Source organism: Streptomyces sp. NPDC001393 (assembly GCF_053597455.1).
This window is the reverse complement of sequence record NZ_JBSFIH010000060.1, coordinates 23,358-45,628: the sequence shown is the minus strand read 5'-3', so window position 1 is coordinate 45,628 and position 22,271 is coordinate 23,358. Positions and strand designations below refer to the sequence as shown.

The window sequence follows — 22,271 nt, the reverse complement described above, 5'->3', positions numbered from 1 at the left end:
TTCACCGTAGCCTCGACCACCCAGCCGGCGGCCATCCACCGGCACCTCGGCCACCGTCGGCAGCTGATATCCGTACACCCGCCCGGACGACGCTCCGCACACCGGACAGACCGCTTCCTCCGCCGGCGTTCGAGCTCGCACGACGCGCCGGCAGGAAACGACGCCACGCCGCAGCGCGGGCCGGGATCACCCGGCCCGCGCTCCGTCGGTCGGTTGTCAGCCGCCGGTCGTCAGCCGAGCAGCTTGCTCGCCAGCGTCGCGGCGTTGTACGAGCCCCAGCCGGTGGTGAAGTCCCAGCCGGTGGCCGCGGAGTAGGCGCCGTTGCTGCCGCTGGTGATGTCGTGGAAGCCGGTGCCGCTCGCCGAGTACAGGGCGGGGTTGGCGAAGCCGAGGTTGGCCTTGCCGGCCGCGGCGGCCTGCTGGTTGTAGAGGGCCGCGAAGGCCGCCCACTCGGGGGCCGCGGCGCTGGTGCCGCCTACCGAGGACCACGAGCCCTGCGAGTAGATCGAGACACCCGGGCTGGGGTTCGCGTGGGCCGAGACATCCGGGACCTGGCGGTAGCCGCCGCCGGCGCTCTTCTGCACAGCCGTCTGCCAGCTCGGGATCTTGAAGACGGAGGACCTGCCGCCACCGCCTCCGGACCAGGCCACCTCCTTGCTCCAGGCGTTGGACGAGGTGACGGTCAGCTTGGTGCCGCCGACGCCGGTGACGTACGGGTCGCTGGCCGGGTAGTCCACGGAGGTGCCGCCGTCGCCCGCGTCGTCGGAGCCGCTGTCACCGGAGGCCGCGTAGAAGCCGAGGCCCTGTGCGGCACCGGCCTTGAAGACGGCGTCGACCGCGTTGATGCCCGAGGTGGTGCGGGCGCTCTCGGCGGCACCCCAGCTGATGGACGTGGTCGGGATGCCGCTGTCGACGATGGCCTGGTAGGTGTCGACCTCGCCCGCGTCGGAGTTGGGGCCCTCGAACACGGTGACGTTCGCCTTGGGGGCGATCGCGTGCAGGACCTCGATGTCCAGCTCGACCTCTACCTGGCCGTCGCCGAGCGCGCCGGAACCGCCGTCCACCTTCTGCACGGTCGGGGTGGGCGAACCCAGGCCGTAGTAGTTGTCGTACGTCGTGATGTTGGACTGCTGGAAGCCGTCGAACTCCAGCAGCGCGATCTTCTGGCCGCTGCCGGTGTACGCACCCGAGACGTTGTAGCCGCCCTTGAGCTGGGCCGGGGTGTAGCCGCCGCCGGGACCGTTGTGGGGGCTCACGGTGTGCGGGGTGGCCTGGTGGTGCAGCTGGAGGCGGTTGTTGAGTCCTGCCACGTCGCTGACGATCGAGGCGATGGAGGTCGGCAGCGTCGGCGCGCTGTCGTTGGCGTAGAACGAACGCCCCGTCTTCGCGTCCTTCCAGGTCGACAGCTTGGTGCCGAAGGCCCTCTCCAACTGGGCGGCGGTGCCGGTGGCGTCGACCAGCAGGTTGCCGGAGTGGACGGTGCCGACGGTCAGGCCCTGGGCGCGCAGGTAGTCCTTGAGCTGCCTGATCTCGGCGTCGGTCCGGCCGAAGCGGGCGGTGAACTGGTGCTTCGTCAGGTAGTGACCGTAGGAACTCGACCGCGGATCGCTGACGTTGGCGACGAAGGTGTCAAGTGCCGTGCCACCTCTGGGGGTCAGGCTGATCGCCACCGATATCCGCTTTCCGGCCGCGACGTCTCCGGTGCGGGCCGCGCTCTGCTTCAGGCCCGGCAGGACGTCTCCGGCGACGGCGGCACGCGTCGCGTGCGGCTGTGGGGCGTTCGCGGCGTAGGCGGCGGGGACGACTGCGGTGACCAGGGCCGGCGCGGCGACCAGACCGAGCAGTTTCAGACGTGACTTCACTGAAGTCCTCCGGGGAGTGGGGGAGTTGTTCCGGAAGCGGAACGGCTTCACCGTAGGAACGTCGACCCCGCCCCCATAAGCGGGGGAACCCTTGCGTTACGTGTTAACGGCCGATGTCACGTCAACGGCGTGTGTCGAGAGCACGGCGGGACTGGGTGCGGCTGGGGCGGTTCACCAGCACGGTCCGCTCCGGGAGATCCACGCGGCCGTCGTCGCCGGAGTCGCCGGCCGCCCCGGAGGTGAGGACGGCGACCGCCATCGCGTGGGCCAGCGCGGTACGCGAACGGACCCCGACCTTGCGGTACACCCGCGACAGGGTTCCCTCCACCGTCTTGACGCTGATGAACAGCTTCGCGGCGACCTCCCGGTTGGTGGCCCCGCCCCCGACCAGCTCGGCGACCCGGGCCTCGGTGGGGGTGAGTTCGGGGCCGCTCGTGCCCGCCTCAACGCTCCGGTCCCCGGCGTCCAGCCGCGCCAGCTCGTCCCTGGCCCGTGCCGCCAGCGGAGCGGCGCCGATCCGGGTGGCGGTCTCCAGCGCCTCGCCGAGAACCGTGCGCGCCGCACTCCTGCGGCGCGAGCGGCGCTCGACCGCGCCGAGCGCGATCAGGGTGCGCACCAACTCGACGGGCAGGGCAAGCTGTCGTAGACGGTCGACGGCGGTACGCAGCCGGGCCGCACCCTCCTTCGCCCGGCCGGTGCCCGCCTCCCGCAGCCCTTGTGCCCGCTCCAGAGCCGCCAGCACGCTGCCGGGAGAGTCGTCGCCCACCCGGGCGCAGGCCTCGCGTAGAACGGCCCCGGCCTCGTCCGTCTCGCCCAGGAGCACCAGGGCTTCGGCCAGGTCGCCGTACCAGTGCAGCAACGGCGGGTCGGCGGCACACATCGCAGTTCCGAGTGCTCTGACACGCTGCAGCGCCTCGACCGCGGACGCGGCACCTCGTGGGTCGCCGGCGAGCAGCTCGGCCTGCCCGAGCACAGCCAGCGCACGCAACAGGAACAGCCGATCGCCGTCGGCCTCGGAGGCGCGTACCGCCTGTTCGGCCAGCTGCCGGGCCTCAGCAGCGGTGCCGCCCGCGGTGGCTGCCAGCGCGGCCGCGTACAGCGCGGGGGCCGTCCGGGCCATGGCGCGCGAGCAGCGCGCCGCGGTGTGCAGTGCCTCGCGGCAGTGTCCGGCCCGCACCTGGATCCGGGTCAGTGACACCAGGGTCGCCAGGACCTCCTCGACACCGGCGAACTCCCCGATCGCCGACAGGAGTTCGACGACCTGCTCCAGGGCCTCGGTCACTCTGTCGGAGTCCAGCGCGAGGATCGCCCGCATCCGGATCAGCCGCCAGCTCTGCGGACCGCCGTCGGCGCCTCCGGCCAGGGCGAGTGCCTCGTCCAGCGCGGCGTCCGCCGCACCCGGATCGCCGGCCAGGGAACGCACCCGGGCGAGAGTGGCGAGCGCCCCGATCCGGGTCTCCGTGTCGCTCGCCAGGGCCGCCTGCCCGGCAGCGCGCCGGGCATGCCCGGTTGCCTCCTCCAACTCCCCACACAGCAGGCCGCGTACGGCCGCCCAGTGGTGCAGCGGGGCCTCGGCCCCCGGATCGCCCACGGCGTCCCGCAGGCCTTCCTGGATCAGCGCGTGGGCACCCTCCAGCGCCTGCCCGGCGTTGCGCAGCAGGACCAGCCGGGCCCGCACCCGGCGGCGTGCCGAGCCCGACACGGCGAGGACCGTCTCGGCGGCCTCGGCCGCCTCCCGAAGCTGCCCGGCGTCGCACGCGTACTCCGCCTCGGCCAACAGCCGGTCGTCCCGGTCCGCGGGCCGGTCCGCGGGGGTACGGCGGGCGGCGAGCCCGGCCAGTTCGCGGGCGGCGTCGAGCGCGCCGTCGCGACGCGCGGACTCCGCCGCGGACATCAGTGTGCGGGCGGTGTCCTCGTCCTCGTGCGGGTGGGCGTGAGCGAGATGGCGGGCCCGTTCCACAGGATCGGTGACCGCGCGGGCCAGCAGCGCGTGTGCCTGCCGGCGGTGGTTCTCCGGTGCGTCGGCATAGACGGCGGCACGGAGCAGCGGATGCCGGAAGCGTACGGTTCCGCCGGTGCCGGTCGTCGCGACACCGAGCCGTTCGGCCTGCGCCAGGTCCGCGGCGGGATCGGGGAGCCCGGCGGTACGCAGCAGGGTGAGGTCGGGGCGGGTGGTGGCGCTCGCGAGCAGGAGGGTGCGCCGTGCCGTCTCCGGCAGCGTGCGCACCTCGTCCAGCAGCAGGGCGCGCAGTCTTCGGGGCACGGGCAGCGCCGGGCCGAAGGCCCTGCGCTCAGGGCCGCGCAGGGCCACCGCTCGCCCCAACTCCAGCGCGTACAACGGGTTTCCGGCTGCGGTGTCCTGGATCGCCCGCAGCACTGCCGGTGGCAGGTCGGCACCGATACCGGCGGCCACGAGATCGGCCACCTCGTCGTCCGTCAGCGGCGGCACCGGAAGTTCTGTGGTCCCCGGCGGGCAGCAGTGCAGTCGCCCGGGCAGTTCGCCGTCCGCCACCCGTTCGGCGGCCACCACCTGTATGTCCAGGCCGCCGAGGCGGCGCACGGCGAAGGCCAGCACCTCGGCGGTGGACTCATCGAGCCACTGCAGGCCGTCGAGGACCAGCACGACGGGGCCGGCGGCTGCCAACGTGCGCAGCACGTCGAGTACGGCGACGCGCACCGCGAGACGGCTGCGACCGTCTGCCGGTTCCGGGCCGCGCAGCAGGGCTGCCCGCAGCGCCGCGCGGGGTTCGGGCGCGAGGGTCTCCAGGCAGCTGTCCGGCACCCGCGCGAACAGGTCGACGAGCCCGACGAACGGGAGCCGGGCGTCCTCCTCGGCGGGCGAGCAGTGCAGCACGGTGCCGGCCGACGGGGCGTGGGCCGTCAGGGCTGCCACGAGCAGGGACTTGCCGATCCCCAGGGGACCGTGGAAGAGCACTCCGGGACGGGCCTGCAGTTCGGCACGGGCGGCGTCGAGCAGCTCGCGGCGCCCGGTCAGTGACCGCGCTCCCACCGCGGCCGCCCGTTCTCCGCCCAGGGGGTGGCACCCGTGGTCCTCGCGTCGGTTCCGCCCAGAGCCGGGTGACACCCGGCACCGAGGGCGGAGCCGTCGGTACGGCGAATGTGCCATTCCCCGGGACGTAGGATCATGTGTTCATGACAACCCGCGCGGATTCGCCTTGTCAATGACGGAAAGGGGACGCTCTTCCGCGCCTTCGGCGATCGCTCCGGGCTGATCCGGGCGCTGTACGAGGCGCGGCTCAATCCGGCCCGGAAGAGTGTCGAGGAGAGCCCGCAACTGCTGGGGCCCCGCGGCCCCCGCCGCTGCAACGCGCACTGTCCCTGCTCGACGCCACCCGCGCCGACCTGGTCGCGCGGTCGGCCGAAGCAACCCTCACTGGGCGTGCGGAGGTCTTACCGGGTGCCGAGCCCAGAGAATCAACCTCTGTCGATTCGCATGGGCAAACCGACTGGAAAGGGGCGCACTTCATGGTGCTGCTTCCCGACTTCTGCCTGGACGTTCCGGAGGGGTTTGACGACTCGGACGCGGAGACCGGAGTGCATGCCATGGCCAGGAAGCTGTTCCTTGCCACAACTGCCGCGGAGGCCTTCAGGAAGGCTCATGAGTGGGTGCGGGACCAACAGATCCGGCTGTCGGACGTGTCATGGGATTTCCTCCACGACGAGGCCGAGCCGTACTGCCTGAGCATCTATTTCACGTTCGAGCCGGATCCCGAAGACACCTGAGCAGGACTGTGCAGTTGTGACTCCAGTGCCGCCCGCTCGCCGTCGGTCAGGCGCCCCGCTGAGCACAGCAACATGCCGAGTCATCTGATCAAAGAGCCAGAGGCGGCGGTCATGGATCCCATGAACAGGACTGCGCGACCGACTGGCGTATGGAGCCGCTGTCCGCGGCGTTGGTGCCGATGCCGTCGAGGAACAGCATCTGCTCGCCTGCGAACGCAGTGCCAGCGGGCAGCGGTACTGCGCGGACGATGCCGTCGACCGCGTTCTGCCAGGACGAGCGGCACGAAGATGGCCGGGGCCGCGTGGAACTGTTCCGCGTCGGCACCCGTGCGGAAGGCAGGGTGCCTGCCCACCACGGCACGCCATCTCAAGCGGCGTTGACCGAGCTCGACCGGCATGTGGGCCTGCCCGCGGCGCCGCACCCAGGGGCGCGCCGCCGCGAGCGTGGCACGAGCGGTCGGCCGGCGGTGCGGACCGCACTCCGGCATCGCCGACGTCGCGGCGCGCAGGTCGCTCCGGCAACTGTTCGGGGGTGCCGCACGGTCGACGGACTCGGGCAGGTGCCGTCATGCTCGGGCTGAGGCGATCGCATACCGCGGCTTCGCTCCGGGAGGGGCGGTCAGCAGGCTGGCGACAGCCTCCAGCGGTACGGGCTCGGCCACGAGTTCCTGCCAGGGGAAACGGTCATGTGTCTCCTCCAGGAAGCTCAGCGCCGCGGTCAGGTGTCGGGGCTCGTAGTTGTGTACGCCGACGACGGACAGATGGCGGCGCACCACGGATTCCGGGGCGAGTTCGACGGGGACGTCAGGAAGAACGGCTCCGGCGAGGACGGCGACACCCTGGACGTCGAGCGCGCGCAGGCCCTGCTGCAGCGCCGCGGACGAGCCGGAGAACTCGAGCAGGACGTCGAAAGGCCCGGTGTCGGGCATCGCCGGCTGGACCTTGGTGGCGCCGAACCGCCGTGCCAGCTCACGCCTTTCGGCATCGGGATCGACGGCGGTCACCGCCGACGCCCCGGCCGCGGCTGCGGCCGCGACCGCGGTGAGTCCGAGCATGCCGGCGCCCACGACCACGACCCGCTTGCCCGTCAGGTCCGGCGCCCGTTCGACCACGGCCATGACCGTCGCCGTGGCGCAGGCGGCGGGGGCGGCCAGGGCGTCCGTGAGCGTGTCGCTGACGAGGGCGATCGGCATCCCGCGGGGGAGCAGGACGTGCTGGGCGTAGCCCCCGGACAGTCCCCAGTCCGAGTCCCATGCCTCATGTCCGGCCTTGCGTACGGTGCGACACTTGGCGGTGACGCCGGCCAGACAGCGGTCGCATGAGCCGCAGGGCAGTGTCACCGACCAGATGACCCGCTGGCCGAGTCGGAGCTCTCGTCCGTCCACCGCGCGTGCCCCGCCCGCACCGAACCCGACGATCTCGCCCACGGTCTCGTGGCCGAGGACCGAGGGGCAGGGCTGCACCCGTCGTCCGCTCACCGTGTGGCGATCGCTGCCGCATATGGTGGCGAGGCGGACGCGTACGAGGACGTCCCCCGGTCCGAGCGGTGGCACGGGCACCGACTCGAGGGCGATGTGGTCACCGCCGCGCCAGATGGCCGCAAGGGTGTGATCGAGCGGGTCCGCGGTCCGGCCGGACTGTGCCGTGTAGTCCGTCATGCGGCGCTCTTCTCCGCGCCGCGCAGACCGAGGAGCGCGGGAAGCGCGGCCACGGACTGCAGGAGATGGGTGTGCCGCTGCTCGCCGAGCTCCGTCGCGTCGCTGGCACCTGACAGGACGCCGACGACGTACGCGGCGCCGGAGTTGGCACCGGCCTCGAGATCGCGCGGGGTGTCACCCGCGACCAGCACGCGCCGCACGTCGGTGACGCCCAGCCGCGCCATGGCAGTGAAGATCATGAAGGGCGCGGGACGTCCCGTGGGCACGTCGCTGCCGCAGACGACGGTGTCCACCACGCAATCGCCCTCCCAGCCGAGCGCGGACAGCAGCAAGTCCACGATGTCCCGGTCGAAACCGGTGTTGAGGGCGATCTTGATACCGGCCGCTCGCAGGCCGGCAAGGGCCTCCGGTACGCCGGGCAACGGCTGCGGAGGACGCTCGGTGTACGCGGCCGTGAGACGGGCCCGGAAATCGGCGACGATCGGCTCCAGGGCTTCGTCGCCGAGTGGAGTGCCGGCACTGGGCGTGAGCAGCGCGCGCAGCGCCTCGTGCTTGGCGGAGCCGTGCCACCGGGCGATGTCGGCCGGCGAGGGTGTTCCCCCGTGGGCGATCACCGTCTCTTCGAGGACGCGGTAGACCTGCAGGCCCTCGTCGATGGTCGTGCCGGCCATGTCGAGTACGACGAGTTCGGGCGGGGATGTGAGCATGCGGGAAACTCCGGTTTCAGGGTTTCGCGTTGCGCATCAGGGCGGTGCGCACGTCAAGGGTGTTTTCGAGGGAGAAACTGACCATCCCGGGCAGGTACCGGTCGTCGTGATACTCGACGACCTCACCGTCCGCGGTGCGCGCCGTCCGCTGCTGCCTGAGCAGCGGAGAGCCTTCGGCCACTTCGAGATGCTCGGAGTCGAGTGGGTCGGCGGCGACCGCGTCGATGATGTGCGAGGCGGTGGAGAAGCTCACTCCTCGCGACTGCAGGTACGCCCAGATCGATCCGGAATCGCAGTCGAAGTCGAACAGAAGACGTCCGACATGCTCGACGAACGTTGCGCGTTCCAGCATCGCGCGCTCGCCATCGAGGTAGCGCAGCCGCAGGACCTGGACGACCCGCGTTCCCTCATCGACTCCCAGCTTGGACGCGACGAATCGGTCAGCCGGGCGTATCGCCAGCTCCAGGGTCCGCTGCCCGGCCGTACGCCCGATCGCATGCGCCCAGGCCGAGTACGACAGCAGGGTGTCGAAGGGCTGGGGAATCGAGGTTGTACATACAACAGGTGGCTTGCCGGAGCTACCTGTGATGACTCCTTCGGCGCGCAGCGTAGCAAGTGCTTGTCGCACTGGTCCGCGCGAGGACTTCCACTGCTCGCAGAGCTGGGACTCCGACGGCAGGGCGGAGCCGATGGTGAGCTCACCGACGCGGATCTGCTCTCGGATGCTCTCGGCGATGGCTTCATGCAATGCCATGGTCATGAGCCTGACTATACAGGTAGCAGCGGGTCGGTTGTCACCTGCGGAAACCGGGCCCCATAGTGGCTCCGCAGGGACGACTAAGGGGTGAGATGCGGCAATTCCCGAGGCTTGGTGAACGGACGGCGAACTCTGGACGAAGCCGCGCTCAGGCTGTTGACCGGTCTGTCGGCCGTCGTGACCATACCTATCATGACAGGTTCGTGGTCGGTGCTGTGTCGGACGTGACGTGTTCGGCGCGGACGCTGCCGCTGGTGTACGCGCATCCGTGCGGTGCCCGGCGTGGGCGGGATCGCCATCGGCCGCAGGACAGGCACACCGGCTGCGCGGTGGGCCCTCGTATCGGACTCGCATCTGCCGTTACGGACAGGGCGCGCCGGCTCACCCGTCGACCTCTTCATCCTCCACCCAGTTCCAGGGAGACGCCCCTCGTGACCACCATCACTGCCAACAACCGCACCTACCGCATTCCGACGATGCCTGTCGTGGCGATCACCGTCGACGGAACAACATGTCGATCGTGCCGCGTATCCGCGCAACCTTCCAGGAAGCCGGCGTGCCCACGCTGATGGTGACCACCAAGGACAGGCTCCGCCGGCTGCTCGGGAACGGCGGAGTGTCGAGCGTCAGCGTGGAGAAGGCGCCTGGCGCGGGTCTGCCCGAGTACGGCGTAGAAGACCTTGAGGCTCTCGTCGGAGAACCGGCGCCCGGCATTTACGATCCACGCGCCAGTCGACGCCGTACTTGGCGAGTTGGTCGACGAGGGCTTCATCATCGGTATCACCGCCGACCACGGCATGAACAGCAAGCACTTCGCGGACGGGGCGCCGAAAGTGCACTACCTCGGCGACATCCTGCGCGATGCTCGTGTGCCCATCGATGCCATCGTCCCTCCCATCACCGATCCCTACACGAGGCACCACGGTGCGCTCGGGTCATTCGCCTGGCTCTACCTTCCCGAGGAACACCGGCAGGCGGCCCGCGCCACCCTGCGTCAGCTCGATCTGTCACCGGACCGCTCGCCGATCGCTATCACGCCAACACTCTTCGAAACCGTGACCTCCACGATCTCCTCCTCAACAACGTCACCGAATAGCCGCCCCCTTCCGGCCGTGGCCGCAGGACGTTCGTACGGCCCGGCACGTGGTGCGTGCCGGTCGCCGGAATGCCCGATCGACACGCCATGGCTTTCGCTTCCCGGCATCCATCTCAACGACTCTTCCCCCGCCGACGCGGTCTTGCTCGTCGGCACAACCAGTTCGGAGGCCGACGGGTGACCGTCAATCACTCGCAGGAAACCGTCGCGAAATCCCTCGACGACGCGAAACTCAGCGTCTTCCATCTCAAGGCGGCCGTGACCGCAGGTGCCGGATTCTTCACCGACTCCTATGACCTCAACGTCATCGGCACGGTGACCCTCCTGATCACACCGCAGTTCCACCTCGGCAGCGGCCAAGTGGCCATGCTGACGAGTTCGACGCTCCTGGCCGTCGCCGTGGGAGCCATGTCGTTCGGACGCCTCGGCGACCTCCTCGGCCGCCGGCGCGTCTACGGACTCGAAGCCATATTGATGATCATCGGTGCCCTCGTTTCGGCACTGGCACCGAACTTCGCCGTGCTTCTCGTGGGCCGGCTCATCCTGGGTATTGGTATCGGCGGTGACTACCCGGCCAGCGGCGTCATCATGACCGAATACGCGAACACGCGAAACCGCGGAAAGCTCGTCGGATTCACGTTCATCTTCTATGTCTTCGGGCAGGTTTCGGCCTATCTAGTCAGCCTGCTCGTGCTGGCGGTCGGGGTCCCCGACGATCTCGCCTGGCGCGTGATCCTCGGTTTCGGTGTCCTCCCCTCCCTCCTGGTGCTCCACCAGCGTCGCCACATGCCGGAATCCCCGCGCTGGACGGCCCACGGCGGCGATGCCGCCCAAGCCGCCCAGGACTTCGAGGCGTTCGCGCAGCGGTCGGTCACGGTCGTCGCGACACCGATTCCGGGGAGGAGGACCCGCGGGGCGACCGCGGCCCTGGCGAAGCGGAGGGTCCTGATCACCCTGGCCGGCACCGCGGGCAGCTGGTTCTTCTACAACGTCGCCGTCTACGGCATCAACGTCAGCCAGCCGCTGCTCATCAAGAACATCGTGCCCAACGCCACCCCGGTGTCCAACATCGCCCTGAACGCCGTGCTCGTCGTCTGCTTCAGCCTCGTCGGCGGCATCCTCGGTGTGGTCGCCCTCGACAGGCTGCGACGGCGGACCCAGCAGGCGGTCGGTTTCGGGCTCTGCGCTCTGGCGATGGTGCTGATCACGGTGGTTCCCGGCCTCAGCGCGACTGTCGTCCCGTTCGCCGTCACTTTCGGAATGTCCCTGTTCGGGAGCATGTTCGGGCCGAACTACACGACCATGCTCCTCGGAGCAGAGTCCTACCCGACCCCGGTCCGCAGCACCTTCCACGGCCTGTCCTCCGGGATCGCGAAGGTCGGCGCGTTCGCCGGAGCGCTCATCGTGCCGCTCGTCCTGGCCGACGGAGGCCTCCGCGTCGTGACACTGATCGCCTCCTGCTGCTTCCTGGCCGGCATCGCGACGACCTTCCTGGTACGTGAGCCCAACGGGCTCGCCCTCGACGACGTCAGCGAGAACCTCACCGTCCAGCCGGTGGCAACACCCGCCGCGGCGATCTCGTCGGTCGAGGAAGTCCAGGCGTGACCTTGGGGCGAGATCGCTCGGCGCAGGCCGGTCGACATCGGTCGTCCGTCCGTGCTCGACCGGCTTGCCGCAGCGATCTCGCAGACATGATGCGTGCGGTGGTCCAGGACGGTTTCGGCCGTCCGGAGGTGCTGCGGATCCAGCAGGTTGCCGCGCCCGGTGCCGCTGCCCGCCGAGATGCTGGTGCGGCTGCACGGGGCTGGGGTCAACCCGGTGGACTGGAAGTCCCGCGGCGGGACCGGCATGGCCGGGGTGCTGGGTCAGCCGCCGTTCACCCTGGGCTGGGACGACCCACATACCCGGAGGAGGCACCAAGGGCGGCGGCGCCCCCGTGGACACCCACGACGCCTACCGCCCGCAAGGGCACTGCCCCGGACGCGTTCCTCCGTAGCGTCGACCTGGAACACACCACGGGACGTGGATCGTTGTCGCCGCCCCACCGTCCCGGGGCCGTGCGGGTGATCGCCCGAGCTCATTCGGTGGATTCCCGGCCGTCGGAGTAGATCACAAGTGTCTGTTCTGGCTGTTCGGCCAGGTGGAACGCGGTGTAGGCGAAATCGACCACCCCGCGTCCCGGGCTCCGTAGCCGTTTCCGTCCGCCGTGCCGGGCTTGCACGTCGTACTGCGGCCACCAGGCACGCACGTGCGGGCTGCCCGCGTTCAGTTCGTCGATCAGCCGCGTGTACCGGACATCGCCCGGGTGGTGTCCGGCCAGTGTCCGCAGCCGGGCGAGCAGACCGCGCGCCTCGGGCTCCCACTCGACCAGAACGTCCCGGGCCGCGGGTTCGAGGAAGACCCAGCGGGCGAAGTTCGCCGGTCGGTCCGCGGCCGCGGTGAGGTGCGGGAACAGCTCGTCGGCCGCCTGGTTGTAGCTGAGCACGTCGTAGTTGCCGCTGATGATGTACGCGGGGTGCGGCTGGAGCAGGAGCGGGACGGCCGCCACCTCGGCCGGGAGCGGCTCGGGTTCTTCGGGTTCGGCGGCAGGCGCGTGTCCGGCCAGCCGGAAGAGGTGACCGCGCTCGTGCCGGTCGAGTTGCAGCACCGCGGCGAGGGCGTCGAGCACCTGGTCCGAGGCGCGGATGTCCCGGCCCTGCTCAAGGTACGTGTACCAGGTCGCGCTGATCCCGGCGAGCAGCGCGAGTTCCTCCCGGCGCAGGCCCGGGGTCCGGCGTCGGCCGGTGTGTGGCAGTCCGACCTTGTCAGGGGTGATCCGCTCTCTGCGGCTGCGGAGGAAGGCGCCCAGCTCACGGCGTTGGTCCGGCTGTTGCGACATGGTGGATGGCACCTCTGGTTCCAGAATGAACGCGCTCTGGATACCAGGCTAAAGCCATCGCAGACTGAGGCCCGATCGGGAGCTGAGGCTCTCACCGGTGGTCTGCGGCCGCTCTTTCCGGTGCCGGGCGCCCTCGGCGTGCGGACGTGTTCGGGGCGATCACCGGGAACCAGTACCGAACGGGAAGAGGAAGACATCATGTCGGGTATCGACGGCAAGGTCGTGGCGATCACGGGAGCCAGCAGCGGCATCGGCGAGGCCACCGCACTGCTGCTCGCCGAGCGAGGCGCGCGGCTCGTGTTGGGTGCGCGCCGGCACGAGCGCCTCGCGGAACTGGTGGCGCGGATCGAGAAGTCGGGCGGAGCGGCCGTACAGACCCGTACGGACGTGACCCGACGGGACGACCTGCACGCTTTGGTCGCCCTGGCCGGCGAGCGATTCGGCCGGCTCGACGTGCTGGTCAGCAACGCCGGGGCCGGTACGATCTCGCCTCTCGACGATCTGCGGGTCGACGAGTGGGAGCGGATGGTCGACGTCAACGTAAAGGGTGTGTTGCACGGGATCGGCGCCGCGCTGCCGGTCTTCCGGGCCCAAGGCACGGGCCAGTTCATCACCCTCGCCTCCACGGTCGCATTTCGCATCGTGCCGACCATGGCGGTCTACGCCGGTACGAAGTTCGCGGTCCGCGCCATCTGCGAGGGCCTGCGCCAGGAAGCCGGTGACTCCTTGCGGGTGACCACCGTCTCGCCCGGCGTCATTGGGACCGACTTCGCCGAAGCATCGACGAATCCGCAGGTCCGAGCGGAGATCACGGAGATGCGGGACCGGATCGCGATCTCGCCGGAGGCGATCGCCCAAGCCATTGCGTTCGCCATCGAGCAGCCGGCGACCGTCGACGTGAACGAGATCGTCGTCCGGCCCACGGCCCAGAACTGAACCCGCCCAAGTCCGAGGCGCATTGCAGGCTCGGCCCCCCGGTCCCTCCTTGAGGCCTTTGCCTCCAACCGCCCTGCTGCACCCAATTCCACCAAACACGGGCCCGGACCCTGCCCGTTCGTACGCATGCGTGAACGATTGCGCACCCGGGAGGATGCAGCCGACACTCCGGGGTCACCCGTCGAAGGAGAAGACGTCGTGGACTCACGGTGCTGCCCACGAGCGCCACGGTGTACCCGTCGGCGGTGAGCCGGTGCGTGACAGCGGCCCCATGCCGGAGAGCCCGCAACGATCTGTCCGGCGCGGCATCGGCTGGTCCGACATGGGGCAAGGGGAGGACGCAGACCGCTGCCTCCGGCACCTTGCCGCCGGGCTTGCGACTCCCTCACGGCCCGCTACGCGCGCAGTGTCCCCTGCGGAGTCGACCGCTGCTCCGCACCCAGCTCTCTCTTCGGCAACTGAGCCGCCGGAGCCACTGCTTTCAGGGCCGGGACCGTCATCACCGTGGTGGCCAGGGTCATGAGGATCATCAGGGAGTAGAAGGTCTGGTCGATGAGGTGCAGCTCCAGACCGGTGGACACGATGACGATCTCCGTGAGGCCGCGGGTGTTCATGAGGACTGCGGCGATCAGGGACTGACGGGGCTCGGCGCCGCACAGGTGTGCGCCTGCGTAGGCGCCCAGCGTCTTGGTGGCGGTGGCCACGGTGATGAGGAGGCCGAGGGTGAGGACCGTCTGGCCGCTGAACCCGGCGATGTCGACCTTGCTGCCCGCCATGAAGAAGTACAGCGGCAACAGCAGGCCGCCGGCCTGCCGCATCCGGGTGGCGATGCCCGTGCGGAGCAGGGACGGCATGGAGCGCGGTACCGCCGCCCCGAACGCGAACGCCCCGAAGATGAAGTGGATGCCGAGCCATTCGGTTGCGGCGGCCGATCCCAGGAGGCCGACGGCCAGGACCAGGAACGCCGTGTCCGCGCCGCCCGCCCCGCGACGGGCGGCGCGGCGCAAGAGCGCGGCGAGGAGGGGGCGGACCGCGCCGACCATGACCAGTGCGTACAGCGGAAGCAGGGCGAGCCGCACCGGCACGGCGGCGTGTGCGTACGCAATGACGGCGGCCAGGCACACCCACGCCGCCACGTCCGTGACGGCGGCCGCGACAAGGACGACGGCTCCCGTGGGCTCGCGGCCCAGGTGGTGGTCGGCCAGGATACGGGCCAGCACGGGCAGCGCCGTCACGCACATGGCCACCCCGACGAAGAGGACGAAGGCTGGATGGCTGCCCGGAGCATGGGCGGATGCCAGCGGCAGGGCGAGCGCCATCCCGCCGAGGAGCGGCAGCAGGAGCCCACCTGCCGCGATACCGCATGAAAGGCCTCTGCCGCCGTGCGGGAGGGCGTCCTTGGTTTCGAGGCCCACCAGGAACATGAACGTTGCCAGGCCCACGTCGGCCAGGCCGGTGAGGGCCGGGCGCGCGTCGGCCGGCAGTACGCGGCCGCTCACCGCCGGGGACAGGACCATGGGGCTGGCCAGGATCCCGGCGACGATCTCGCCCACCACCGGCGGTTGACCCAGGCGGCCCAGCACGGCGCCGAGGAGCTTGGCGGCGGCGATGACGAGCGCGAGGACGAGGAAGAGGTCCGCCTGGGCGTTCCCGGTCACGTGTCCGCCGTTCGGAAGAGCCGGGCCGCGTCGAGCACGCGCCGGTGGGCTTCGTCGCCGCCCACCGTGATGCGCACACCCGCTCCCGGATAGGCCCGGACCCGTACACCGGCCGCGAGTGCGACCTGGGCGAAGCGTTCCGTCGCGGCTCCGAGCGGGAGCCACAGGAAGTTCCCGAACGACGGCAGCGGATCGAGTCCCTCGGCGCGCAGGCCGGCCGACAACAGCGAGCGCCCACGCCGTACGGTGTCGAGCCGGGCCGCGAGCTGTCCGTGCTGCTCCAGGGAGACCTGCGCGGCGTGTTCGGCGGTGCGGGTGACCGAGAACGGGAGCAGTGTCTTGTGGGCCAGGCCGGCCAGGTCGGGGGCGGCCAGGGCGTATCCGGCACGCAGCCCGGCGAGGCCGTACGCCTTGGAGAACGTGCGCAGGAGTACGAGCCGGGGAGCTGTGCGCAGCAGGTCCAGGTTGTGCGTCTCCTCGTGTTCGTCGAACTCCACGTACGCCTGGTCGAGGACGGTGACGACGTGGGGCGGCAGCGATCCGAGGAAGGCGGCCAGCTCGGTGCGCGGGATGCGGCGGCCGGTGGGGTTGTGCGGGGAGCACAGGACGACGATGCGGGTACGGGTGTCGACCTTCGCCGCGAAGGCGGACAGGTCGTGCTCGCCCGAGGGTGTCAGCGGGACCGGTGTGCCCTGGGCGCCCGCCGTCGTGATGAGGAAGGGGTACGCGTCGAAGCCGGGCCAGGGGTAGAGGACTTCGTCGCCGGGGCCGCACAGCGCGAGCAGCAGCTGGTGGAGGACGGCGCCGCTGCCGGGGCCGACCACGATTTCTTCGGGATCGGTGGCGAAGTGCCGGGCGACGGCTTGCCGCAGCGTGCGCGCCGTGGGGTCGGGGTACAGGTGGACGCTGCGCGCGCTGAGGCGCAGCGATTCGACGACCGCGGGGAGCGGAGGCAGAGTCAGTTCGTTGTTGGCCAGGTCGAGCAGGCCGTCGGCGTGCTTCGCCGGCGGATCCGCCGCGCGGTAGGCGGGAAGCCGGGAGATCTCCGTGGTACGGAGCGGGGCAGGGGGTACCTGGTTCGTGGGCATGGACGTCCTCGGCGGCTCAGTGGGACGGGGTGTTGTCGGACGGGGGGCACTGGTGCGGCCATGTCGTGAAGCGCCGCAGCCCGTACAGGAGCGGGATGCCGGCACTGCGGACGATGGTGCGGACTTCGCCGAGCACCAGGGTGTGGTCGTGAACGTCGAGCAGTCCGGTCACACGGCAGTCGGCCACGGCGAACGCGTCGTCCGCGAGGTGCGGCAGACCGGAGGGTGAGCGGCGCCAGCACAGCCGCGCGAACCGGTCGGGCTCGGGCCCCGCGAACAGTTCGGCGGTGCGCCGCCCGCCGCTGTGCAGGAGGTTGACGGCGAAACCGCCGTGCGCGGTCACCGCCTCCAGCGTGGCGCTGCCTCTGCGCAGGCTCACCAGCAGCGTGGGTGGGGCCACGGTGACGCTGGTGAGCGAGGAGCAGGTCATGCCCCGCGGCGTGCCCTCGGCGTCCAGGCTGGTCACCACCGCGACGCCGGTGGGAAAGGAGCTCATCAGATCGCGGTAGCGCCGTTGGTGTGCAGCGCCGGCGACCTTCCGGTGCGGTGCGGTCGCGCCGCTCATGAGGCGCCGTGCAGGTGGCGCAGCAGCTGGTGGGTGGAGGGCAGGGAGCGCACCCACTCGTGCTGTTTCCGTTTGATGTCCGCGAACAGCTGCTCGGCTCGGGCGACGGATTCCGGTTTGTGGGCGAGCGAGGGCAGCGGATGGCGGGGGAGCATGCCGAGTCCGGCGAAGATGCAGTAGTAGCTGCCGTTGGTCCAGAAGTTGCGGAACTCGGCCTCGAAGTTCCCGTAGTAGGTGCCTTCGTCGCTGATGGGCAGGTTCACCGGCAGTCCGGCCCGGTAGGTCTCCGCCTTGTCCTTGATGCCGTCGGCGAGTTCCAGCTCCTTGTTGGCCCGCCAGAACGGTGTGTCCGTGCGGGGTGAGAAGTAGTAGTGGGCCTGGAGGAAGTCCCGGGTGTCGTCGAACATGTCCTGGATCTCGCGGTTGAACCGGTCGACCAGCACCGGGTCGAAGGTGCGGTCGGGGAAGTGTTTGGCGAGCATGTGGATGGCGGCGTAGACGAAGTAGATGCCGCTGGACTCCAGAGGTTCGACGAAGCAGGACGCCAGGCCGATGCCGACGCAGTTGCGCACCCACGCCCGCCGGTTGCGGCCGACGCGGAAGCGGATGTGGTTGAACGGTGTCTGTTCGGGGTCGAGTCCCCACAGCCGGGCGAATTCGGCGGTGGCCTGGTCGCGGTCGGCGAAGTGGCTGGAGAAGACGTAGCCGCTGCCGAACCGGCCGAGCATGGGTATCTTCCAGGTCCAGCCGGCGGGCATGGCGATGGAGGAGGTGTAGGGCTCGACGCCGTGTGTCTCGTCGTCGTGGGGCACGGCGGTGGCCACGGCGCTGTCGCACAGCAGGTGGTCGCTCATGTCCAGGAACGGCTCGCCCATGGCCTGGTTGATGAGCAGGCCGCGGAAGCCCGAACAGTCGATGAAGAGGTCGCCGTCCAGCAGCCGCCCGGACTTGGTGCGCAGTGCCGTGAGGTAGCCGCGCTCGTCGGTGAGGGCTTCGGTCATCTCGTCCTCGACGTGCTCGACGGCCTGCTTGGTCACCGCGAAGGTGCGCAGGAAGTCGGCGACGAGCTGTGCGTCGAAGTGCCAGGCGTAGTTGGTGGCGCGGCGTGAGTCGAGCCAGCGGGGCGCCTTGCGGGCGTCCATGATCGCCGTATCGACGAAACAGGCGTGGTCGTAGGGCTCGGTGGTCTCGCCGCGCAGTGTCTTGGCGGCCCAATAGTGGGACAGCGGGATGTGATCGGCGGACGGCAGCAGGCCGAAGGGGTGGTGGAAGGTGTCCGGGTGCCCGTCGACCGTACGGGGGCTCGGACTGCCCTCGCCCGGGGTGCGCCAGTTGATGAACTTGACGGCCATCTTGTAACTGGCGTTGCACTCGCGCATCCACTCCTCTTCGGCGATGCCGAGGTAGTCGAAGAAGGCGCGCTGGAGGTTGGGGATGGTGGCTTCGCCGACGCCGATGCGCGGAATGCTGGGCGCTTCGAGAACCGTGATCTGCACGGTGTTCTGCAACGCCTTGCCGAGGTAGGCCGCGGTCATCCAGCCGGCGGTGCCGCCGCCGAGAATGACGACCTTCTGGATCCGGGTGTCGTTGCGAGTGTCGTTGTGGGTGTCCAGGTGGCTGTCGGTGCGGGTGCTCATGGGCGTTGTCCTGATTCGTCGGTGATGAGGCGGAGGCGGAGGTCAGTCGGTGAGCAGGCCGCGGGCGTGCAGGTCGGCGACGACCGGGCCGGGGAGCCGGGCGGCACGGGCCTGGGCCCGGGTGAGCGCGGTGGGAATGCTCTGCTCGAACGTGAAGAGGCCGTGCGGGTCGTAGCGGCGCTTGACCTCCATGAGGCGCGGCAGGCCGTCGCCGTAGTAGGCGTGCAGCCAGTTCTCCAGATCGAGGTCCGGGCTGTTGACGTAGGCCCCGCCGGTCATGAACGGGAGCATCTCCGCGCGGGTGCCGGACAGCCAGTCCAGGTGTTCGGCGTCGCTGCCGGGATCGCTCCAGTGGCCGAGGTACTCCACGCACAGGAAGGCCGCCCGGTGCGCGAACGCGGAGTGATCGGGCGGCACGTCGGCCAGGACCGCTCCGCCCAGGCCGTACAGACCCGTCTTGACGCCGGGCGGCGCCTTCTCGTGCCGGCGGCCCAGGGTGCGCAGCGCCTCGGCGCCGAGTGGGCCTTCGGCCAGTGCGGGGGTGAACTTGGCGCGTACCGACGGCACTTGCTCGGTCCAGGTGCCGATGCTGTCCCCGTACGGCAGGGCGCGTACGGAGCTCGTACGAGGCCGACAGGCAGTGGTCAACGGCCGGAGCAGGGCGATGAGTTCACGCTCGCCTCCTTCGAACAGGCCGGTGGCCAGGGCCCTGTCGGCGGAGGCGGGGAACAGGTTGAAGCGGGAGTTCACCCGCGCGTCCGCCTGGCGGAGCCAGTGCTGCCAGGCGTCGAGTGCGGCGATGCCGTCGCGCGCGTCCCATTCCAGCGTGAACAGGGTCACGTCGCCGATCGGGCGCATCGCGAAGGTGTAGGAGGTGACGATCCCGAAGTTCCCGCCACCGCCTCCGCGTGAGGCCCAGAGCAGGTCCGCATGGTGGTCCGCGTCGACCGTCAGTTCCTCGCCGCGGGCGTCGATCAGGGTGAGTGCGACCAGGTGGTCGATGAGCAGGCCGCGGGAGCGCACCAGCATGCCGATGCCGCCGCCCAGGACGTGACCGCCGATGCGGATGTCGGGGCAGACGCCCGCGGGGATCGTGCCGCCGAGCGCCCACAGCGCCGCGTACGCCTCGCCGAGCAGGACACCCGGGCCGAGGGTGGCGCGGGTGCGGTCACCGTTGACCGCCAGCGCCCCCAGGCGCGACACGTCGATGACGATGCCGTCGTCGAGGCCGCTGAACCCCTCGCTGTTGTGGCCGCCGGAGCGGATCCGGAACGGGATGCCGCGCTCCCGGACGTAGCTGAGCGCTGCTGCCGTCTCGTGGCTGTCACCCGGCAGGACGACGGCCCTGGGCCGGTAGTCGAAGCGCTCGTTCCACAGGCGCCGCGCTCTTTCGTAGCGCGTGTCGTCGGGTGTCACCACCGTGCCGATGGTGTCCGGATACGCCCCCATCAGGCGGCGTCCTCGTGACCACGGGCGAAGAACCTGATGGGCGTCCGCGCCGCCCGCTCCCCGTCGGCCGACGGCGGCTGCCAGGCTGCGAAGGTGTGGGTGACACCGCTGCCGCGGCTCTCCAGATAGCAGATGATGTTCAACGGCCAGCCGGCGCTGCGGAAGAGGTACTCGTCCATACGGCTGGGGTTCTCGCTCAGCAACTCCCTGCGTTCGTGCGGAGGGCCCACACGGTGCCAGTCCGGGTGCATGTGGACCGAGCCGAGCATCTCCAGGTCCGCCGCCTCGAACTCGCGGACCACCTTGAGGAGCTGGCGCGAGTCGCACCAGAATCCGCGCTCGCCGTCGTCGTACTGCTTGCCGAAGCGGGGCACGATGGTGTCCCGGAACTCCTCCAGCGGTACGTCGTCGACCGCGCGGACGTTGGCGGCGAAGGCGACGCGGCGAACGGTGAGGGCGTCGCCGTCCAGCGTGCCGCCGAGGAGGCCGAAGCTGTTGGGGCGGTGCAGACGCGAGCCGCCCGCGGCCACGGAGGCCAGGCCGAGCCGGTACTGGGCGACGGCGTCCTCGATGAACTCGGTGAAGACATCCGCGTCCGCGACGATCGCCGTGATGGCCGAAAAGGGGCTCACGGGCCCCGGAGCCTTCGTGTCGGGGTGTGCCGGGTGAGCGGTGCGTGGTGTGCGGGCTTGCGCCGTCCCGGATTCGGGCATGACGGCGCTCCTTTCCGTGTGCGGGGTGAGTGCGGTCCGTGCGTCTTCAGGCGGGCACGGGTGACCGGGATGAGGTGGCCGGGCGGGTCAGACGATGCCGCCGTTGGACCGGACGACCTGTCCGTTGATCCATCCGCCGGCCGGGCCGACGAGGAAGCTCACCAGATCGGCGATGTCCTCGGGGCGGCCGATGCGGCCGAGCGGCACCTGCCGGGCGAGAGTCTCGATGTCCTCGGGGGTTCTGCCGTGCAGGAACAATTCGGTGCCGGTCGGGCCCGGAGCCACGGCGTTGACCGTGACGTCGCGCCCGGCCAGCTCCCGTGCGAGGTGACGGACCAGCACCTCTACGGCGGCCTTGCTCGCGTTGTAGACGGCCTGTCCCGGCACGCCCAGGGCGATCGAGGAGCTGGAGAAGGCCAGGACGCGCCCGCCGGGCCGCACGTGCCGGGCCGCGGCCCGCAGGAGACGGCAGGTTCCCAGGAGGTTGACGTCGAGCACGTGGCGCAGGTCCGCATCGTCGGTCTCGGCCAGGGGGCCGCGTCGGCGGGCGTGGGCACCAGCGCAGCCGATGACGATGTCGACGCCGCCGAACTCCTTGTCGGCCGTTGCGAACAGCGCGTCGACGGTGTCCGCACGGGCGATGTCACCACGTACCGCGACGACGCGGACCGCCGTGGCCTTCTCGATCCGGCGCACCAGCGCATCGGCGGACGAGGAGTCCTGTGCGTAGCCGACGACGAGGTCGACGCCGCTGTCGGCGAGGCGCTGTGCGAGGGCCGCGCCGATGCCACGGGTGCCGCCCGTCACGATCGCGACCCGCCGTGTGGAGGCCGTCATCGCTCCTCCTCCGTGATCTCGCCGAGCGCAGCCTGGCCCCGGGCCGCCCACGGCGAGCCCTCGGCGCCCTCGAAGCGGCGCTCGTAGGCCTGGAGGAATCCGATGCGGTCGGACACGGGATCGTCGGGGCGGTTGAGGAAGGGCAGGTCGGAGTCGACCATGTGCCGGATGGCGAGGAGCGGCAGCGGGCTGCGCAGCGGCCGGAACGCCGAGTTGTGCAGGCCGCCCTGGGCGCTGCGCGGATGGAACTTGCCGATCATGAGGCCGGAGGCGACGAAGCTCGCCTTGAGCCTGCGGTGGGTCTCGTCCACCACCTCGGCGGCGTCCTCCTCCGCGACGTCTGGCAGGATCACCACGATCGCCTTGTCCAAGGAGCCGGGCCCGGACGTCGGTTCCATCGCGAGGAAGGCGGTGCGGTGGGCGGCGATGGCCTCGTCGATGGCACCGCGGGTGCGGCCCTGGGTGCGGACCACGGTGAAGGCGACATGGTTCGCCGCCAGTGCGCGCGGCATGTAGGGACAGACCGAGCCGCCGCGCCCGAGGCCGGGATGCGGCCGGCACAGGAACTCCTCGCACCAGGCGGCGATGCGTTCGATGACGGGCAGGTCGCGGCTGAGGCGGGCCAGTTCGTCGTAGCGGTAGAGGGAAGGTGCTGCTGTCGTGTTCATGAAGCCCCCGTCCGGAAG

At 70.5% G+C, this 22,271-nt stretch carries 18 protein-coding genes and 2 pseudogenes; 6 read left to right on the top strand and 14 right to left on the bottom strand.

Annotation, left to right across the window (positions count from 1 at the left end; genetic code table 11):
• Nucleotides 1-230 precede the first annotated feature (230 nt).
• Entirely contained in the window at nucleotides 231-1,862 is a 1,632-nt protein-coding gene (locus tag ACWC2T_RS38680) for a S53 family peptidase (protein WP_450675004.1), read from the bottom strand.
• A gap of 121 nt (nucleotides 1,863-1,983) precedes the next feature.
• The gene (locus tag ACWC2T_RS38675; RefSeq protein ID WP_450675003.1) at nucleotides 1,984-4,872 is read right to left on the bottom strand and encodes a helix-turn-helix transcriptional regulator; all 2,889 of its coding nucleotides are present in this window, start codon (nucleotides 4,870-4,872) and stop codon (nucleotides 1,984-1,986) included.
• A gap of 177 nt (nucleotides 4,873-5,049) precedes the next feature.
• Between ACWC2T_RS38675 and ACWC2T_RS38670 the strand changes: the two are divergent.
• Nucleotides 5,050-5,213, top strand: a pseudogene (locus ACWC2T_RS38670) (TetR/AcrR family transcriptional regulator); the annotation flags it as partial.
• Nucleotides 5,214-5,348: 135 nt separating this feature from the next.
• The gene (locus tag ACWC2T_RS38665; RefSeq protein WP_450675002.1) at nucleotides 5,349-5,606 is read left to right on the top strand and encodes a hypothetical protein; all 258 of its coding nucleotides are present in this window, start codon (nucleotides 5,349-5,351) and stop codon (nucleotides 5,604-5,606) included.
• 566 nt (nucleotides 5,607-6,172) lie between these two features.
• On the opposite strand, the gene ACWC2T_RS38660 is transcribed toward ACWC2T_RS38665, so the two are convergent.
• Genes ACWC2T_RS38660 through ACWC2T_RS38650 form a run of 3 tightly spaced genes read right to left on the bottom strand, consistent with a single transcriptional unit; the run spans nucleotide 6,173 to nucleotide 8,731 of the window.
• Entirely contained in the window at nucleotides 6,173-7,264 is a 1,092-nt protein-coding gene (locus ACWC2T_RS38660; protein ID WP_450675001.1) for a zinc-binding dehydrogenase, read from the bottom strand.
• Complete coding sequence (locus tag ACWC2T_RS38655; RefSeq protein ID WP_450675000.1) at nucleotides 7,261-7,971, bottom strand: phosphonatase-like hydrolase; 711 nt, start codon at nucleotides 7,969-7,971, stop codon at nucleotides 7,261-7,263. Before ACWC2T_RS38655 ends, ACWC2T_RS38660 begins: the two co-directional genes overlap by 4 nt.
• A 16-nt stretch (nucleotides 7,972-7,987) precedes the next feature.
• Nucleotides 7,988-8,731 carry a GntR family transcriptional regulator gene (locus tag ACWC2T_RS38650; RefSeq protein WP_450674999.1) on the bottom strand — a complete coding sequence of 248 codons (744 nt, stop codon included), beginning with the start codon at nucleotides 8,729-8,731 and terminating at the stop codon, nucleotides 7,988-7,990.
• A gap of 749 nt (nucleotides 8,732-9,480) precedes the next feature.
• Here ACWC2T_RS38650 and ACWC2T_RS38645 point away from each other — a divergent pair.
• The 3 genes and pseudogenes from ACWC2T_RS38645 to ACWC2T_RS38635 form a co-directional block, all read left to right on the top strand.
• On the top strand, nucleotides 9,481-10,005 hold the full coding sequence (locus ACWC2T_RS38645; RefSeq protein ID WP_450674998.1) for a hypothetical protein: 525 nt from the start codon (nucleotides 9,481-9,483) through the stop codon (nucleotides 10,003-10,005).
• A complete protein-coding gene (locus tag ACWC2T_RS38640; protein WP_450674997.1) occupies nucleotides 10,002-11,429 on the top strand; it encodes an MFS transporter in 1,428 nt (475 codons plus the stop codon). The genes ACWC2T_RS38645 and ACWC2T_RS38640 overlap by 4 nt, the downstream gene beginning before the upstream one ends.
• A gap of 89 nt (nucleotides 11,430-11,518) precedes the next feature.
• Nucleotides 11,519-11,717, top strand: a pseudogene (locus ACWC2T_RS38635) (NADP-dependent oxidoreductase); the annotation flags it as partial.
• Nucleotides 11,718-11,901: 184 nt separating this feature from the next.
• On the opposite strand, the gene ACWC2T_RS38630 reads toward ACWC2T_RS38635, so the two are convergent.
• Nucleotides 11,902-12,702, bottom strand: coding sequence for a helix-turn-helix transcriptional regulator (locus tag ACWC2T_RS38630; protein WP_450674996.1), 801 nt, complete (start codon nucleotides 12,700-12,702; stop codon nucleotides 11,902-11,904).
• A gap of 198 nt (nucleotides 12,703-12,900) precedes the next feature.
• Between ACWC2T_RS38630 and ACWC2T_RS38625 the strand changes: the two genes are divergently transcribed.
• Nucleotides 12,901-13,638, top strand: a complete 738-nt coding sequence (locus tag ACWC2T_RS38625; RefSeq protein ID WP_450674995.1) for an SDR family oxidoreductase — start codon at nucleotides 12,901-12,903, stop codon at nucleotides 13,636-13,638.
• A gap of 395 nt (nucleotides 13,639-14,033) precedes the next feature.
• On the opposite strand, the gene ACWC2T_RS38620 is transcribed toward ACWC2T_RS38625, so the two are convergent.
• The 8 genes from ACWC2T_RS38620 to ACWC2T_RS38585 form a co-directional block, all read right to left on the bottom strand.
• Complete coding sequence (locus tag ACWC2T_RS38620) at nucleotides 14,034-15,296, bottom strand: cation:proton antiporter (RefSeq protein ID WP_450674994.1); 1,263 nt, start codon at nucleotides 15,294-15,296, stop codon at nucleotides 14,034-14,036.
• Nucleotides 15,293-16,384: an aminotransferase class I/II-fold pyridoxal phosphate-dependent enzyme gene (locus ACWC2T_RS38615; protein ID WP_450674993.1), complete on the bottom strand. Its 1,092-nt coding sequence runs from the start codon at nucleotides 16,382-16,384 to the stop codon at nucleotides 15,293-15,295. Before ACWC2T_RS38615 ends, ACWC2T_RS38620 begins: the two co-directional genes overlap by 4 nt.
• A gap of 16 nt (nucleotides 16,385-16,400) precedes the next feature.
• Nucleotides 16,401-16,880, bottom strand: a complete 480-nt coding sequence (locus tag ACWC2T_RS38610) for a flavin reductase family protein (RefSeq protein ID WP_234379255.1) — start codon at nucleotides 16,878-16,880, stop codon at nucleotides 16,401-16,403.
• 65 nt (nucleotides 16,881-16,945) lie between these two features.
• Nucleotides 16,946-18,586 carry a tryptophan halogenase family protein gene (locus tag ACWC2T_RS38605; protein WP_450674992.1) on the bottom strand — a complete coding sequence of 547 codons (1,641 nt, stop codon included), beginning with the start codon at nucleotides 18,584-18,586 and terminating at the stop codon, nucleotides 16,946-16,948.
• Between the two features lie 42 nt (nucleotides 18,587-18,628).
• Nucleotides 18,629-20,035 (bottom strand): FAD-binding oxidoreductase, encoded by a 1,407-nt coding sequence (locus tag ACWC2T_RS38600; protein ID WP_450674991.1) that lies wholly within the window; start codon nucleotides 20,033-20,035, stop codon nucleotides 18,629-18,631.
• The gene (locus tag ACWC2T_RS38595) at nucleotides 20,035-20,748 is read right to left on the bottom strand and encodes a hypothetical protein (RefSeq protein WP_450674990.1); all 714 of its coding nucleotides are present in this window, start codon (nucleotides 20,746-20,748) and stop codon (nucleotides 20,035-20,037) included. The genes ACWC2T_RS38600 and ACWC2T_RS38595 overlap by 1 nt, the downstream gene beginning before the upstream one ends.
• A gap of 87 nt (nucleotides 20,749-20,835) precedes the next feature.
• Nucleotides 20,836-21,585 carry an SDR family oxidoreductase gene (locus tag ACWC2T_RS38590; protein WP_450674989.1) on the bottom strand — a complete coding sequence of 250 codons (750 nt, stop codon included), beginning with the start codon at nucleotides 21,583-21,585 and terminating at the stop codon, nucleotides 20,836-20,838.
• Nucleotides 21,582-22,253 (bottom strand): DUF6875 domain-containing protein, encoded by a 672-nt coding sequence (locus ACWC2T_RS38585; protein ID WP_450674988.1) that lies wholly within the window; start codon nucleotides 22,251-22,253, stop codon nucleotides 21,582-21,584. Before ACWC2T_RS38585 ends, ACWC2T_RS38590 begins: the two co-directional genes overlap by 4 nt.
• Between the last annotated feature and the right edge of the window lie 18 nt (nucleotides 22,254-22,271).